We start from the raw sequence: 14,410 nt of genomic DNA, 5'->3' as shown, positions 1-14,410 counted from the left end.
GTCCTTCTTGCGAAGGACGGGGAGAGCTCATGAAGTGCGCCCCCGCAACTCCATGGCGAGAGGAATGATGCGCCTCACACCCGCCCTTCGTCGTTGATGGCGATCAACCCGAATGCAACCTCGGAAGGATCAGGCCAGCAGCGCTGCCACCAGATCCTTGCTGCGCGCCGCAGCCGGGACTTCCTCGAAGTGCAGCGCGCTTTCCACGTGGTTCAAATGCTCCACCATCAACTGCACGGCGCGATCCGCATCGCCGGCCCGGGCCGCTTCGATGAACGCGCGATGCTCGTCCGACGAACACGTGGCATCGCGGCGGCTCTGGTACAGCATCGTGATCACCGCGCTGCGCATCGACAACTCGCGCATGATTTCCGTCAGCACGTTATTGCCGGCCACCTCCGCCAGCACGATGTGGAAATCCCCGAGCAGGCGCGTGCGGGTCTGCGCATCGTTGCCGCCGAGTGACTTGCGCTCCGCCGCCAGATGTTTCTCGATCCGTTTGTAGTCCGCCGCCGTGGCGCGCGCCACGAACTCGCGCGCCAGCGCCGCCTCCAGGATGCGGCGCACGGCAAAGACCTCGCGCGCCTCTTCGGCGCTGGGCTTGGCCACGAAGGCACCCTTGTCCGGAACAATCTGGATGACCTTGTCCTTGGACAGCATCAGCAACGCCGCCCGCACCTTGGTGCGGCTGACGCGGTAGACGCTGGCCAGCGCCTCTTCGCGCAGCTTGGTGCCGGGCGGGAGCCGGTGCGAGACGATGGCACCGACGATATCGTCGGCGATCGCCTCGGCGGTCATATCTGGATCGATGTGCTCGGGCATGGTGTGCGCGCGTCTCTTGCCGGACCTGCGCGTTGGCTGGAATGGCGTGATTCTAGCGCCCCGGCACCGTCCCCGGCAGCGATGCAGGAACGACAGCGTCCGTGGAGGCTTCCACCGAGGCCGACAACCCCTCGTCGAGTTCGCCCATCGGGATGGTGCCGTTGAGCACGCCGTGCGCCCGTTCGCGGTCGATATCGCGCTCCCAGGACGCCACCACCACCGTGGCCACGCAGTTGCCGATCAGGTTGCCCACCGCACGGGCAATGCCGATGAACCAGTCCACCGACAGCACCAGCACCAGGCCGATGGCGGGAATCGCCGGATGCGCGGACAGCGTGGCTGCCAGGATCACGATGGCCGAGCCGGGAATGCCATGCGCGCCCTTCGACGTAATCAGCGCCACGGCCAGGATGCCGAGCAGGTCGCCCATCGCCAGCGGCGTGTTCGTGGCCTGCGCGATGAAGACGGCGGCCAGCGTCAGGTAGATCGAGAACGCATCGAGGTTGAACGAGTAGCCCGTGGGAATCACCAGCCCCACCACGGACTTGCGGATGCCCATGTACTCGAGCTTTTTCATCACCTGCGGCAGCACGCTGTCTGACGACGCGGTGCCCAGCACCACGAGCAGTTCGGCGCGCAGATAGCGAATCAGCTTCAGCACCGAGAATCCGCACAAGCGCATCACTGTGCCGAGCACCACGACCACGAACACGATCACCGCGCCGTAGAACAGGATCACGAGGAAGCCGAGCTGCTTGAGCGAGCCGATGCCGTACTTGCCCACCGTGAACGCCACCGCACCCAGCACACCCAGCGGCGCCAGCTTGATGATGAAGCCCATCATCTTGAACAGCGTGGCGGAGAAGTTGTCGATCAGTTTCACCAGCGGCCGTGCCGGCTCACCCACCACCGACAGTGCGCAGCCGAAGAGCACCGAGACCAGCAACACCTGCAGCACGTCACCACTGGTGAACGCGCCGAGGATCGTGTTGGGAATCAGCTTCATCAGGAAGTCCACCGTGCCGGCGCTCTTCACCTTGTCGGCCGAATCCATGTACGCGGCCATCGCCGAGGGATCGAGCGATCGCGGGTCCACGTTCATGCCCACGCCGGGCTGGAACAGGTAGGCCAGTGCAATGCCCAGTGCCAGCGCGATGGTGGTGACGATCTCGAAGTAGACCACGGCCTTGAGGCCGACGCGGCCCACCTTCTTGAGTTCGCCTGCGCCACAGATACCGGCCACGACCACGCAGAACACCACAGGACCGATCAGCATCTTGATGAGCTTGATGAAGCCATCGCCAAGGGGTTTGAGCTTGGCGGCAAATTCGGGAAAGGCCAGGCCGAGGAGGGTGCCGAGCACCAGGGCGATCAGCACCTGGCCAAACAGGGAGCGGGTAAAGCGCGTGTGCAGGCGAGCGCCGGCGGCGCGCTGCGGGGGTACGGCATGCTGCATCGTTGTCTCCGTGCCGGGCGGGTCCGTGTCGCCATCGATGGCGCCATCGGCCTGCCCTGATCTGGTTCAGGATTGCCAACCGTCACATGTCAGGCGATGCGTGCGTGACGGCCGGTATGGCTGCGCCGGGATCAGGCGAACCGCTAAGCCTGATGCCACATGGAAAGCCCCCCTGTTGAGGCGGAATCCACGCAATCCACTTGTCGGGACTGGATTGTCCGGGGCGGATTGTCGGTGCGTGGAGGCCAATATAGTGCATATCATTTTTGTATGCAATTTTTGAATTCACTGTGCTACCATGAATCGCACAGAATAGAGCTACGGTACGGGCGCCCGCCCGGCTGGCCCAGCACTTGCAACATGGCCGGCATTCCTTCAATCCGGGCTCAGGCAACAACAGCAGGAGAGACACGCACATGGCAGCAATTCCGACGACGCTGGCCGCCGACACTGGCTCGCGCATCATGGCCTGGGCCGACACCCTGGCCGTGCATACCGATCAGCCCGGTATGCTCACCCGCACCTACCTGACGGACGCCCACCACGGCGCCGCCGCCCAGTTGACCGAATGGATGCAGGCCGCCGGCATGACCGTGCGCCGCGACGTGGCCGGCAACGTGATCGGCCGCTACGAAGGCACTGAGCCCAATGCGCCGGCGCTGCTGACGGGGTCGCACTTCGATACCGTGCGCGACGCGGGCCGCTACGACGGCAACCTCGGCGTGATCCTGCCGATTGCCTGCGTGGCCGAGTGGAACCGCCAGGGTCGCCGCTTCCCGTTTGCGCTCGAAGTGGTCGGGTTTGCCGAGGAAGAGGGCGTGCGCTTCAAGGCCACGCTACTGGGCAGCCGCGCTATCGCCGGTACGTTCGACACCAACGTGCTCGACAACGTCGATGACTCGGGCCAGACCATGCGCGACGTGATGCGCGCCGCTGGTTTCGATGCTGCGCAACTGCCCGGTGCCAAGCACGATCGCAACAAGGTGCTCGGCTTCATCGAGGTGCATATCGAACAAGGTCCGGTGCTGCTCAACGAAGGGCTGCCGGTTGGCGTGGTGACGGCGATCTCGGGCGCCACGCGCTACATCGTTGAACTCGAAGGACTCGCCGGCCATGCTGGCACGGTGCCGATGGACATGCGCCGCGATGCCGCCATGGCTGGCGCTGAGATCGGCCTGTATATCGAGAAGCGCTGCGGCGGCAAGCCGGGGCTGGTGGGGACGGTGGGCCAGTTCAACGTGCCGAATGGTGCGACCAACGTGGTGCCGGGCCGCGCCGTGTTCTCCATCGATATCCGCGCCGGCGTGGATGCCGAGCGCGAGGCTGCCGTGAATGACGTGCTGGCCGAGATCGAACGGGTCTGCGCACGCCGCAACGTACGTGTGCAGATGCGCAAGACCCACGAGGCCAACAGCGTGCCGTGCGCACCGTGGCTGCAATCGCAATGGGCCGCCGCTGTGGAGCGCCAGGGCGTGCCGGTGCGCCACCTACCATCGGGCGCGGGCCATGACGCCATGGCCATCGCCGCCATTGCTGACGTGGCGATGCTGTTCGTGCGCTGCGGCAACGGCGGCATCAGCCATCACCCCACGGAAACGATGACCGCCGAGGACGCACAGATTGCCGCACGTGTGTTCGCCGATTTCGTCGAGCATTTCCAGCGCACCCAATAAGACCACCAGACAACTCCGAAAGATACGAAGATGACCGCACGAGACAACATGAACCCGATCGAGACCACGCTCACCCAGTACATCGACACGCAGCGCCCGCAGCAGGAGGCGTTCCTGGCCGAGCTGGTCAAGGTGCCGTCGGACAACCCGGCGGGCGATTGCGAGGCCCATGGCCTGCGCGCCAAGGAATTGCTCGAAGGACTCGGCTTCAAGGTGGATGCGCACAAGGTGCCCGAAGCGCAGGTGAAGGCCGCAGGCATGATCAGCGCCACCAACCTGCTGGTGCGCAAGACGTTCGGCAACGGCGGCCCGACCATCGCGATGAACGCGCACGGCGACGTGGTGCCGCCGGGTCTGGGCTGGACCAAGGACCCGTACGGCGGCGAGATCGCCGACAGCGAACACGGTCCGGTGATGTATGGCCGAGGCGTTGCAGTGTCGAAGTCGGACTTCGCCACGTACGCGTATGCCGTGCTGGCACTGATCGAAGCCGAGAAGCAGGGCGCAAAGCTCAACGGCACGGTGGAACTGCAATTCACGTACGACGAGGAAACCGGCGGCGATATCGGCCCGAAGTTCCTGCTCGACGAAGGCCTGAGCAAGCCCGACTACGCGATCTCGGCCGGTTTCTCGTACGGCATCACGTCGGCGCACAATGGCTGCCTGCACGTCGAGGTGACGGTCAAGGGCAAGCAGGGCCATGCCGCCATGCCGCACACCGGTGTGGACGCCATCGAAGCCGCCACGCACATCCTGCAAGCCATCTACGGCCTGCGCGCCGAACTGGCGACGCGCAAGAGCAAGACGCCGGGCATCGACACCGCTACGCTGAACGTGGGCCTGATCAAGGGCGGCATCAACACCAACGTGGTGCCTGATCTGGTCACGTTCCGCGTGGACCGCCGCATGATTCCGGAAGAGATCGGCTTTGATGCCGAAGGCGAACTGCGCGCCGTGGTGGAGAAGGCTGCAAAGGAGCGTCCGGGCATCGAGGTGAAGGTCGAGCGCATCATCCTGGCCGAACCGCTGTCGGAACTGCCGGGCGTGGAAAAGCTGATCGGTGCATTGAAGACGCGCGCCGAATCCGTGTTCGGCGTGGAGATCCCGGTGCAGGGCGTGCCGCTCTATACCGACGCCCGCCACTACACGAAGCACGGCATCCCCACCGTGCTGTACGGCGCGGGCCCCCGCACGCTGATGGAAGCCCGCGGTCACAACTCCGATGAAAACCTGCGTCTGAACGATCTGAATCGTGCAACGAAGGTGGTGGCGCTGGCGTTGTCGGATTTGCTGGGCTGATTGACGTTACTCCTATCGCTCCCCTGCTGGTTTGCTCCCCTCTCCCGCTTGCGGTGTATAGCCCGGACACATAGGTAACACCTGTTCGGAGACATGGGTAACACATCTAGACTGGCTGGCAGTGTCTTTTGGGAGACCTGCCATGCCGTGGAAGGAAGTGTCACTCATGGATCAACGCAGGGAATTAATGGTGCTGGCCAGCCAGCCGGGAGCGAATCGTCGCGAGTTGGCCAGGCGCTACGGCATCTCGCCCAAGACGCTGTACAAGTGGCTGCAGCGGTATGACGGGCAAGGCCCGGATGGGCTCGCCGACCAGAGCCGTCGGCCGGAACTGAGTCCCGCCAGGACCGACGAGGACATCGAGCAGCGGATCGTTGTGCTGCGCGACGAGAACCCCTATTGGGGCGCTCGCAAGCTGGCGCGATTGCTGCACAACGAGGGCACGGCCTGGGTGCCGGCGCCCAGTACCGTTCACGAGATTTTGCGTCGCCACGGCCGACTGGGCGAAGGCATGGCCGCTGCGCAGGCGCCGCTCCGGCGCTTCGAGCATGCGCAGCCCAACGACCTGTGGCAGATGGACTTCAAAGGCCATGTGCCCAACCGCCACGGGCACTGCCATCCGCTGACGGTACTCGATGACCATTCGCGCTTTAGCCTGTGCCTGGCTGCGTGTGGCGATGAGCGCGGCGAAACGGTCCAGCCAAGACTGATCGCGACATTCCAGCGCTATGGGTTGCCACAGCGCATGACCATGGACAACGGACCGCCCTGGGGCGGAGGTGCGGACGGCTTGGGCTATACGGCGCTGACGGTGTGGCTGATGCGCTTGGGCATCGCCGTCAGTCATTCGCGCCCATATCATCCTCAGACACAGGGCAAGGACGAGCGCTTTCATCGCACGCTCAAGGTCGAGCTATTGCAGGACCGCTGCTTTGTCGATAACGCGCAAGCCCAGCGTGCATTTGATCACTATCGCGAACGCTACAACGGCCAGCGCCCGCACGAGGCGCTGAAGATGGAGGTGCCGCTCGAGCACTACCGTGCCAGCACCATCGCCTATCCCAAATCGCTGCCGGAAGTGGAGTACCTGTCGACGGACCTGGTCTATAAAGTGGGCAGCAACGCGCGGATAGAAGTGCGGAGACGACGCGTGAAGATTGGCAAGGCTTTCATCGGACAGCGCATCGCGCTACGCCCAAAGAAGGAGGACGGCTGCTTCGGCATCTGGTTCAGCCGGTTTGAGATAGGGGAACTCGACCTGCGCGTACTGTGATACGCGCAGATCACGTGTTACCCATGTCTCCGAACACCTGTTACCCATGTCTCCGGTCTGTACATGCGGGAGAGGGGCGGGGGTGAGGGCCAGCGCTTCAAGCTCCGATCAAGCATCTCGTTTCGCAAGCGCTTGCCCTCACCCCCAACCCCTCTCCCACTTTGTGGGAGAGGGGAGAACACCGAGGGGGCAAATAACTACTCTGCCACACCCCCCACCACTGCCTGGCTCACCAGCCACCGCCGCACAATCTGCTCCTCTTCGGCTGTCAGATTCGCCCGCAATTCACGGTCTACCTCGCTCGCGCGCGTCTTGCACCCACCGAGCAACTCCCGCCCCGCATCGGTCAACCCAATCGTCTGAATCCGACCATGCACCGGATGCGGCTGCCGTTCGATGGCGCCGAGCTTCTCCAGATTGCTGATGATCACGCTCACCGTCTGCGGCGTCAGCAGTGCGAGCCGCGCCACATCGGCGCCCGAGATACCCGGATACGCACCAAGCATCGTCAACACAAAAAACTGCGGCACCGTCACGCCGAGATCGGCCAGTGCGCGCTCCAGCCGCAGGCGGTTGCTTGCGCTGGCCTGGCGTAACAGGTACGCCAGATAGCCGCTTTCGCCACGCTTGCCTTCACCGGGTGCGGGAATGGTGACCGCCTCGGCAGGCTGCGCAGCCTTCTTCTTCTTTTCCTTTTTCCCTTCTTTCGGCAGGGTCTTGCTCATGATGTTAGAGTTCTGACATTGTTGTTCGAACTCTGACATCTTACCCGAAGGAGCCACGCATGGATTTCCAGACTTTCACGCAGACTGCCCCCGACGTCTATGCGTCGCTCGGCGGCGTCAGCAAAGCCGTGGCCGCGTCCGGTCTCGACAAGGCGTTGACCGAACTCGTCAAGCTGCGCGTCTCGCAGATCAACGGCTGCGCGTTCTGCCTGCAGTTCCACCTGAACATCGCACGCAAGCTCGATATCGATCCGCGCAAGTTCGACCTCCTGGCCGGCTGGCGCGACGCCGGCATCTACACCGACCGCGAAACTGCCGCGCTGGGCTGGGCCGAAGCCATGACGCGCATGACCGATCCATTCGCGAGCGATGCTGCGCTGGCCGAGGCGCGCAGCGTCTTCGACGAGCGCGAAATGGTGTTCCTGGCCGCCACCGTGGCGTCGATCAACGCGTGGAACCGTATCGCCGTGGGCTTGCACTTTCCGCCGCCGCCGGCGGAGCAGGGAGCCCGATGATGAGCGCCCGTATCGTTGTACTCGAATCCGATGAGCAGGTTATTGCCGCTTTCCCGCTGATGCACCAACTGCGTCCGCACCTGGCGGACGCGGCCGAACTGGTGACGCGCTGGAAGCGCCAGACTGCCGATGGCTATCGCCTCGCTGGTATCTGGGAGGGGGATCGCCTCATGGCGCTGGCCGGCTACCGCATCGCCGACAACCTGATCGTGGGCCGGCATCTCTACGTGGACGATCTGGTGACCGACGCCAACGCGCGCAGCGGTGGGTACGGGCAACGGCTGATGGATTGGCTCAAGACGCAGACCGAGGCGGCGGGCTGCACGCAACTCGTGCTCGATACGCCGCTGACCAATGTGCTGGGCCACCGCTTCTATTACCGCAACGGGCTGCTGACGCGTGCGCTGCGCTTCTACTTCCCCATCGAATCGAAGGCCTGAACCATGACAACCCTTTTGCACCTCAATGTCAGCCCGCGCGGCGACCAATCGACCAGCCGGCGCGCCGGCCAGCGCGTGCGCGAGCAACTGGCCGCGCAGTGCGGCAACCTGACCGTGGTCGAGCGGGACCTGGCCGCCGATCCGCTGCCGCCCATCGGCGCCGATTTCACGCACGCCAATATGGTCGTGGCGGCCAAGCGCACCGACGCAGATCCCGCCGCGCTGGCGCTGTCCGAAACGCTGATCGCCGAACTGCAGGCGGCGGACATCGTGTTGATCACCACGCCGGTTCACAACTTCACGGTGCCGGCCACGCTCAAGACATGGATCGACCTTGTGGTGCGGCCGGAGCGCACCTTTGCCGGCTCGCCGCAGGGCAAGCTGCCGCTGCTGCGTGATCGTCCCGTGCTGGCCATCGTGTCATGCGGCGGCCGTTTCCATGAAGGCGAGGGCAGCCAGCAGGATTTCTTCACGCCTTACCTGAAGTACGTACTGGAAATCATCGGCCTGAAACGCGTGGAAGTCATGCGGCTTGAAGGCATGGTGCGTCCGGAAGCCGTCACGCGCGCCTTCGAGCAACTGGAAGCGTGGTGCGACACCGCGCTGCCGGGATTCCTTGAAGCGGCGTAGCGCTTACGCGCGCACTTCCTCGGGATGCGGCACCGTTTCGTTCCCCTGGCCGAGCGGGCGCTGCATCAGCACGGTGTCGATCCACTGGCCATGCTTGAGGCCCACCGATTCGAGCCGGCCCACGGTACGGAACCCGAGCCGTTCATGCACGGCCACCGAGCCCGCCCCTTCGCCGCTCCGGGTCAGCGCCACCACGGCCACCATCTGACGCCACGGACCGGTCTCGCACCGGGCAATCAGTTCGGACAACAGCGCGCGGCCCAGGCCCGCTCCGGTATGGCGATGGTCGATATAGATCGAGTCTTCGATGGCAAAGCGATAGGCGCTGCGGGCGCGGTAGCTCGACGCGTAGGCGTAGCCCACGATCTCGCCATCGCGCTCGGCCACGATATACGGCAGCCCCTTGCGATGCACCTCGGCCATCCGCGACTGCATGTCGTCCACGCCAGGAACAACTTCCTCGAAGGACGCGCGGCCATGCTGCACGTGGTGCGCGTAGATGGCGTGGATGGCGGGCACGTCGGCGGCGGTGGCGTCGCGCAACTGGAAGGGGTGGCGGAGGGGGGCGGCGGCAGCGGAGGACACGATGGTTCTTGGCAGGAAAACACCACGGCGGGATGCCATGGCAATGGATCAGCGATGCGCGGCAACGCAGAGCGAGGTGCGCGCGCCACACCGAAACCTTACCGCGACTGGGGCGTGCCGGGTTGTATATGATGCGGGGATATTCAAAAGCGCAGAAATGGTGCAATCCGACGGGGGCAAACCAACGGCGTGCCCCCGAATCTGCAAGCAGGCTGGAGGAAGCCATGATCACGATCTATCACAACCCGCGTTGCTCCAAATCGCGCGAGACCCTGACCCTGGTGGAGAGCGCCGCCGAGCGTCTGGGCGAGCCGGTGGAGATCGTCGAATACCTGAAAGCGCCGCCATCGCTGGCCACGCTGCGTCAGCTGCATACGATGCTGGGCGTGCCGGTGCGCGAGATGATCCGCAACGGCGAGGACGCCTACAAGGAGCTGGATCTGGCCGACGAGGGCCTGACCGACGCCGAACTGCTGGCTGCCGTGGCCGACAACCCCATTCTGCTGCAACGTCCCGTGGTCGTACGCAACCGCCGCGCGGTCATTGGTCGACCGCCGGAAAACGTCGAGCCGCTGCTGAAGTAAATCCCTTCGTTGCGGCGCACAAAATAAAACCGGCCTCCGCAACGGAGGCCGGCCGGTCAGTCAGGCGAATCGCTTCAGGCGAGTCGTCGTTTATGCAACACCCAGCCAGTGCATGGCCTCCTGACCGAAACTGATGCCGGCCAGCACGGCCAGCAGCACGAGTGCCGTGATGACGCTGACATAGACCAGCGCCTGGGCAACCTCGGCATCTTCCGTGACCGAATGATGATGAACGACGACATCGGGGCGCGCGTGCGCGCCATGTGACCAGTGTGGCCAGTGCAACTTGCCGGCAGCGTCCTTGAAGTGGAGATCGGGATGGAATCGCATGGTCACACCTCCTCGGCGCACTGTTGCTCACCCGGTGGGATCGCCGTGGGACATTTCCCCAGCGCCGTCGTTTGCACACTTCCAATATAGGAGACGCGGCGGAAATGTGGTCCCGATGTCGCGTACGCCCGACCACTCAGTCTGGCTGCGAGGCCGGAGGTGAGGAATCGCTTTCGCTGGTTTCGATGCTGGTGGCGTCCAACTGCGCCAGCCGGGTTTCCCGCGTACGCAATTCGGCGAGCATGTTGCAGAACAGCGCACCTTGCTCGCGGGCATCGTCGAGGGCGATATGGGTGTGCGGCAGCGGGTCGTGCCAATGCGCCGGGAAGGCGGCCTTGACCGATTTCCGGAAGGGCCGGCCGGTCAGCGCGAAGCCCATCGTCTTGATGTCGAGCGCCGCCCAGCCGAACGGCGACCGGCCAGCGAAGCGCATCATGTACCAGAACATCCACGTGAAATCGAACCCGGCCGGGAACGCGATGAAGACCGGCTTGCCGGGCAGGCTCTCCACCCACTCCACGTAGCGCGGCATCACGTCCTCGGGGCGCTCCAGGTCACGCCGGCAGGCGGCCCAGGCGTCGGGCTGCGTCTTCCACCACGCCACCTGCACGGGATGGCCGGTGGCGCCGGGCAGCGTTTCGAGGTTGGCAGAGAAGGTGCCGAGCACGGTCTTGTCCGCCAGCATCGCCACGGAGGCAAACGACAGCATCGAGTGTGGGCCGGGAATCGGCCCGTCCGCCTCGACATCGGTGCTGACGTAGATCTCGGGGCGCGTATCGGGTGCCTGTTTTTTCGCCATGCGTCAGGCCGCGTCGATCAGATGGTCCGCCACAAACGGATTGTTGCGGCGTTCCTCGCCAAACGTGGATACCGGCCCGTGGCCCGGCACGAACGTCACGTCCTCGCCCAGCGGCCACAGATGCGTACGGATCGAGCGAATCAGGTCGGCGTGGTTGCCGCGCGGAAAATCCGTGCGGCCGATCGACCCGGCGAACAACACGTCTCCCACGATCGCCACCTTGTTCGGGCGCGAGAAAAACACCACGTGGCCTGGCGTATGGCCGGGGCAGTGATAGACCTCCAGCGTCTCGCTGCCGAACGTCACCGTATCGCCGTTCACCAGCCAGCGATCCGGCTCGAACACCTCGGCATGCCCAAAGCCGAAGCGCCGCGTCTGCTCCGGCAACTGCTCGATCCAGAACCGCTCGTCCTCGTGCGGCCCTTCGATTGGCACGCCAAACTGCCGCGCCAGTGCCGCGGCGCCCGCGCAGTGATCCACGTGGCCGTGCGTCAGAAAGATCTTCTCCAGGGTGACGCCGTGCTCGACGATGGCTTCGGCGATTCGGTTGAGGTCGCCGCCCGGATCGCACACTGCAGCGCGCTGCGTGGCGTCGTCGATCAGCAGCGAACAATTCTGCTGGAATGGCGTGACGGGAATGAGGAGGACTTTCATTTTTGTGCGCGATAGGGCATGCGAAACGGGGGCATTTTGCACCCGATCCGGAACGTTCGGCAGGGTTTCGGGGGTGGGCCATTGTAGCCGTCGGATATGCCGGCGGCGGTCACTGACTGAAGGCTGAAACGTTTGAATCGGAGTTGAGACGATTCTCAAAGTTACATGACGATCACTTGGATCGGGCGTTGCGGCAATCGGCGCAATCCCTTGCCAGGCGGTGGATTGCGGGGAATTGACGGGCGTTTGAATGCGGTTGCATTAGATTTCGTAACAAAATCAAGGTGATAGCTTCAAACGACCGATGTTAGACTGCGCGCATGATCAGTCTGCCCCTCTTCCGTCCGGGGTCCGTGCGCACCGATGCGCCCGGGTCCAATCGCTTCCTTCGTCAATGCGCCATCATCGTGTCGGCGCTGGTGATGGCTGCGTGCGCGACGCCACCGGGGGGGGAGGGCGATACCGCGTCGGATACTTCGACTGCGCTCTCCACGCGCACGGCAAAGTCGAAGCCCAAGACCGACAAGTCCGCGGGCACGGCGACCAAGTCCGATGATCGCGGCAGCTGGAACCTCTTCGGTCTGCCGGATGACAATGCACCTTCGCAATCGTCGATCGACGGCCTGCGCGCTGACATGGGTACGTTCGAGCAGCGCGGCATGGCGTCCTGGTACGGCAAGGGTTTCCATGGCCGCAAGACTGCCAATGGCGAGCGCTTCGACATGCGTGCGATGACCGCCGCCCACCCGTCGCTGCCGCTGGATAGCTGGGTGCTGGTGCGCAACCTGCGCAACAACAAGGTGGCGGTGGTGCGAATCAACGATCGCGGCCCGTATCACGGCAACCGGGTCCTGGACCTGTCGTATGCAGCGGCCAAGCGCCTGAACTTCGTGGATCACGGTGCGACGCAGGTAGAAATTCGCCGGTTGTCGCGTACCGAAGTGGCGGCGCTGGGTCCGAACATCGAGGCTGGCGGCTCCGAGGCGGGCGACGGCAGCGGCGCGGACGACTTGCCGGAAACGGCCAGCACGCTGGTTCCGGCCAAGTCCAAAGCCAAGGCCAAGGCGAAATCCACGGCCAGGAAGCGCAAGTAGGACGTCCACGGGCGATGCGGAACGGTCAACCCTCCCTCATCGATGTCCCGGCCATCCTTCCTCAGCTTCGCATTTTCAGATTTGTCTCAAACGGCACGACGCTCCGGCGCGTGCCGTTTGTCGTTTCGACCCTCGCTTCAGTCCTTGTTACCGCCATCGTCCTCGCCGCGCATCGCCAGCGCCATCTTGTACAGCGCATCGGTCTTGGCGCCGGTGACCGACGCGGCCAGCTTGGAGGCGCGCTTGGCTGGCAATTCGGCCAGCAACAGCTTCAGCACGCGCTGCGCCTCGGCATCGGGCGCGCCATCGTCGGCTCGTTCGGCACGGCCCGCACCCTCTATCACCAGTACGAACTCGCCTTTGCCGCGCGAAGCTTCGGCGGCCAGCCACGCTGGCGCCTCGGCCACGGTCATGACCGGCGTTTCCTCGAAGAGCTTGGTCAGCTCGCGTCCGATCAGGATGCGGCGCGTGGCCGGCAGGATCTCGGCCAGCGCAGCGAGCGTATCGGCAATGCGGTGCGGCGCCTCGTAGACGATCCAGGCATGATCGAGCGCAGCCAGCCCGGTGATGGCGTCGTTGCGGGCCTTGGGCTTGCCGGGCAGGAATCCGATGAAGCTGAAGCGGCCTTCGCCGGCTTCAAGCATGTCGCCCGCCACGGACAGCGCGGTCACCGCCGCGCTCGGACCCGGCAGCGGCACTACCTTCAGACCCGCGCCGCGCACCACTTCCACCAGCCGCGCGCCAGGATCGGAAATGCCGGGCGTGCCGGCATCGGAGACATAGGCGATGCGTTCGCCGGCCTGCAGCCGTTCGACGATCTTGCCAGCCGCTTCGCGTTCGTTGTGCTCGTGAACAGCCACCAGCGGACGTTGCAGCCCCACGCGCGACAGCAGTTGCCCGGTGTTGCGCGTGTCTTCGCAGGCGATGGCATCCACCAGGCCGAGCACGTGCAGCGCGCGCAGCGACAGGTCCGCGACGTTTCCGATCGGGGTGGCCACCACGTAGAGCGTACCGGGCGGGTAGGTCTGGCCGGCTGCCAACTGGTTCCATTCACTCATGCTTGAGAACTTCCTTTGAATCGCTCATTCCAATCGACCACCCGCACGGCGACACAGACAGGCCAACAAACGGCCACGGCACGCGGCGCGCGGGCGGAAGACCGGGCGCTGGCCTACCTGAAGCGGCAGGGCCTGGCGCCCATCGAGCGCAATTATCGCTGCAAAGGCGGCGAGATCGACCTGATCATGCGCGCACCGGACGATACGCTGGTGTTCGTCGAGGTACGGCAGCGCGGCGGGCGCGGCTTCGGCGGGGCGGCGCAAAGCATCACGCCAGCCAAGCAGCGTCGCGTACTGCTGGCCGCCACGCATTACCTGGCCACGCTCGATCGGGTGCCACCTTGCCGGATAGATGTGGTGGCGATGGAGCCTGGGCGGCTGGAGTGGCTGCCCGGCGCGTTCGACCTGACCTCACTCGACGGGAACACCTGCGCGATGCGTGCGTCATAATGCGCGGGATTGTGCAGATGTCA

The 14,410-nt window shown here is 64.7% G+C and carries 17 protein-coding genes; 9 read left to right on the top strand and 8 right to left on the bottom strand.

All coding sequences use genetic code 11. From position 1 onward, the window contains the following. Positions 1-129: 129 nt before the first annotated feature. Positions 130-822, bottom strand: a complete 693-nt coding sequence (locus tag GA566_RS15225) for a GntR family transcriptional regulator (RefSeq protein ID WP_137928359.1) — start codon at positions 820-822, stop codon at positions 130-132. Between the two features lie 52 nt (positions 823-874). Beyond that, positions 875-2,278 carry a C4-dicarboxylate transporter DctA gene (locus tag GA566_RS15220; RefSeq protein ID WP_137928360.1) on the bottom strand — a complete coding sequence of 468 codons (1,404 nt, stop codon included), beginning with the start codon at positions 2,276-2,278 and terminating at the stop codon, positions 875-877. Between the two features lie 416 nt (positions 2,279-2,694). Between GA566_RS15220 and GA566_RS15215 the strand changes: the two genes are divergently transcribed. The 3 genes from GA566_RS15215 (at position 2,695) to GA566_RS15205 (ending at position 6,523) form a co-directional block, all read left to right on the top strand. Next, the gene (locus GA566_RS15215) at positions 2,695-3,951 is read left to right on the top strand and encodes an allantoate amidohydrolase (protein WP_137928361.1); all 1,257 of its coding nucleotides are present in this window, start codon (positions 2,695-2,697) and stop codon (positions 3,949-3,951) included. Positions 3,952-3,981: 30 nt separating this feature from the next. Continuing rightward, entirely contained in the window at positions 3,982-5,250 is a 1,269-nt protein-coding gene (locus GA566_RS15210) for a M20/M25/M40 family metallo-hydrolase (RefSeq protein WP_160473113.1), read from the top strand. Positions 5,251-5,392: 142 nt separating this feature from the next. Next, on the top strand, positions 5,393-6,523 hold the full coding sequence (locus GA566_RS15205; RefSeq protein WP_160473112.1) for an IS481 family transposase: 1,131 nt from the start codon (positions 5,393-5,395) through the stop codon (positions 6,521-6,523). Between the two features lie 197 nt (positions 6,524-6,720). Here GA566_RS15205 and GA566_RS15200 read toward each other — a convergent pair whose 3' ends face one another. Continuing rightward, positions 6,721-7,248: a MarR family winged helix-turn-helix transcriptional regulator gene (locus tag GA566_RS15200; RefSeq protein ID WP_160473111.1), complete on the bottom strand. Its 528-nt coding sequence runs from the start codon at positions 7,246-7,248 to the stop codon at positions 6,721-6,723. A 59-nt stretch (positions 7,249-7,307) separates the two neighbouring features. On the opposite strand from GA566_RS15200, the gene GA566_RS15195 reads away from it, so the two are divergent. The 3 genes from GA566_RS15195 to GA566_RS15185 are packed head-to-tail and all read left to right on the top strand — an operon-like array spanning position 7,308 to position 8,833. Then, the gene (locus GA566_RS15195; protein WP_160473110.1) at positions 7,308-7,763 is read left to right on the top strand and encodes a carboxymuconolactone decarboxylase family protein; all 456 of its coding nucleotides are present in this window, start codon (positions 7,308-7,310) and stop codon (positions 7,761-7,763) included. Further along, entirely contained in the window at positions 7,763-8,203 is a 441-nt protein-coding gene (locus GA566_RS15190) for a GNAT family N-acetyltransferase (protein ID WP_237380203.1), read from the top strand. Before GA566_RS15195 ends, GA566_RS15190 begins: the two co-directional genes overlap by 1 nt. Before the next feature lie 3 nt (positions 8,204-8,206). After that, positions 8,207-8,833 (top strand): FMN-dependent NADH-azoreductase, encoded by a 627-nt coding sequence (locus GA566_RS15185; RefSeq protein WP_160473108.1) that lies wholly within the window; start codon positions 8,207-8,209, stop codon positions 8,831-8,833. A 3-nt stretch (positions 8,834-8,836) separates the two neighbouring features. On the opposite strand, the gene GA566_RS15180 is transcribed toward GA566_RS15185, so the two are convergent. Next, positions 8,837-9,457 carry a GNAT family N-acetyltransferase gene (locus GA566_RS15180; RefSeq protein ID WP_160473107.1) on the bottom strand — a complete coding sequence of 207 codons (621 nt, stop codon included), beginning with the start codon at positions 9,455-9,457 and terminating at the stop codon, positions 8,837-8,839. Positions 9,458-9,642: 185 nt separating this feature from the next. On the opposite strand from GA566_RS15180, the gene arsC reads away from it, so the two are divergent. Continuing rightward, positions 9,643-10,002 (top strand): arsenate reductase (glutaredoxin), encoded by a 360-nt coding sequence (gene arsC, locus GA566_RS15175; protein WP_137928543.1) that lies wholly within the window; start codon positions 9,643-9,645, stop codon positions 10,000-10,002. A gap of 90 nt (positions 10,003-10,092) precedes the next feature. Here the strand turns inward: arsC and GA566_RS15170 are convergent, their stop codons facing one another. The 3 genes from GA566_RS15170 to GA566_RS15160 form a co-directional block, all read right to left on the bottom strand. Next, positions 10,093-10,332 (bottom strand): hypothetical protein, encoded by a 240-nt coding sequence (locus GA566_RS15170; RefSeq protein WP_137928542.1) that lies wholly within the window; start codon positions 10,330-10,332, stop codon positions 10,093-10,095. A 136-nt stretch (positions 10,333-10,468) separates the two neighbouring features. After that, positions 10,469-11,131 (bottom strand): exonuclease, encoded by a 663-nt coding sequence (locus tag GA566_RS15165; RefSeq protein WP_137928541.1) that lies wholly within the window; start codon positions 11,129-11,131, stop codon positions 10,469-10,471. A gap of 3 nt (positions 11,132-11,134) precedes the next feature. Further along, entirely contained in the window at positions 11,135-11,785 is a 651-nt protein-coding gene (locus tag GA566_RS15160; protein WP_160473106.1) for an MBL fold metallo-hydrolase, read from the bottom strand. A gap of 320 nt (positions 11,786-12,105) precedes the next feature. Between GA566_RS15160 and GA566_RS15155 the strand changes: the two genes are divergently transcribed. Then, positions 12,106-12,879, top strand: a complete 774-nt coding sequence (locus GA566_RS15155) for a septal ring lytic transglycosylase RlpA family protein (protein ID WP_171020533.1) — start codon at positions 12,106-12,108, stop codon at positions 12,877-12,879. Positions 12,880-13,016: 137 nt separating this feature from the next. On the opposite strand, the gene rsmI is transcribed toward GA566_RS15155, so the two are convergent. Continuing rightward, positions 13,017-13,937, bottom strand: coding sequence for a 16S rRNA (cytidine(1402)-2'-O)-methyltransferase (gene rsmI, locus GA566_RS15150; protein ID WP_160473105.1), 921 nt, complete (start codon positions 13,935-13,937; stop codon positions 13,017-13,019). 15 nt (positions 13,938-13,952) lie between these two features. Here rsmI and GA566_RS15145 point away from each other — a divergent pair, with 15 nt between their 5' ends. Continuing rightward, positions 13,953-14,387, top strand: coding sequence for a YraN family protein (locus GA566_RS15145; protein WP_160473104.1), 435 nt, complete (start codon positions 13,953-13,955; stop codon positions 14,385-14,387). Positions 14,388-14,410 lie beyond the last annotated feature (23 nt).

Source organism: Cupriavidus sp. SW-Y-13 (assembly GCF_009793345.1).
Taxonomy (GTDB): Bacteria; Pseudomonadota; Gammaproteobacteria; order Burkholderiales; family Burkholderiaceae; genus Cupriavidus.
The sequence above is the reverse complement of the archived record's forward strand: the minus strand, read 5'-3'. Positions and strand labels throughout refer to the sequence as shown.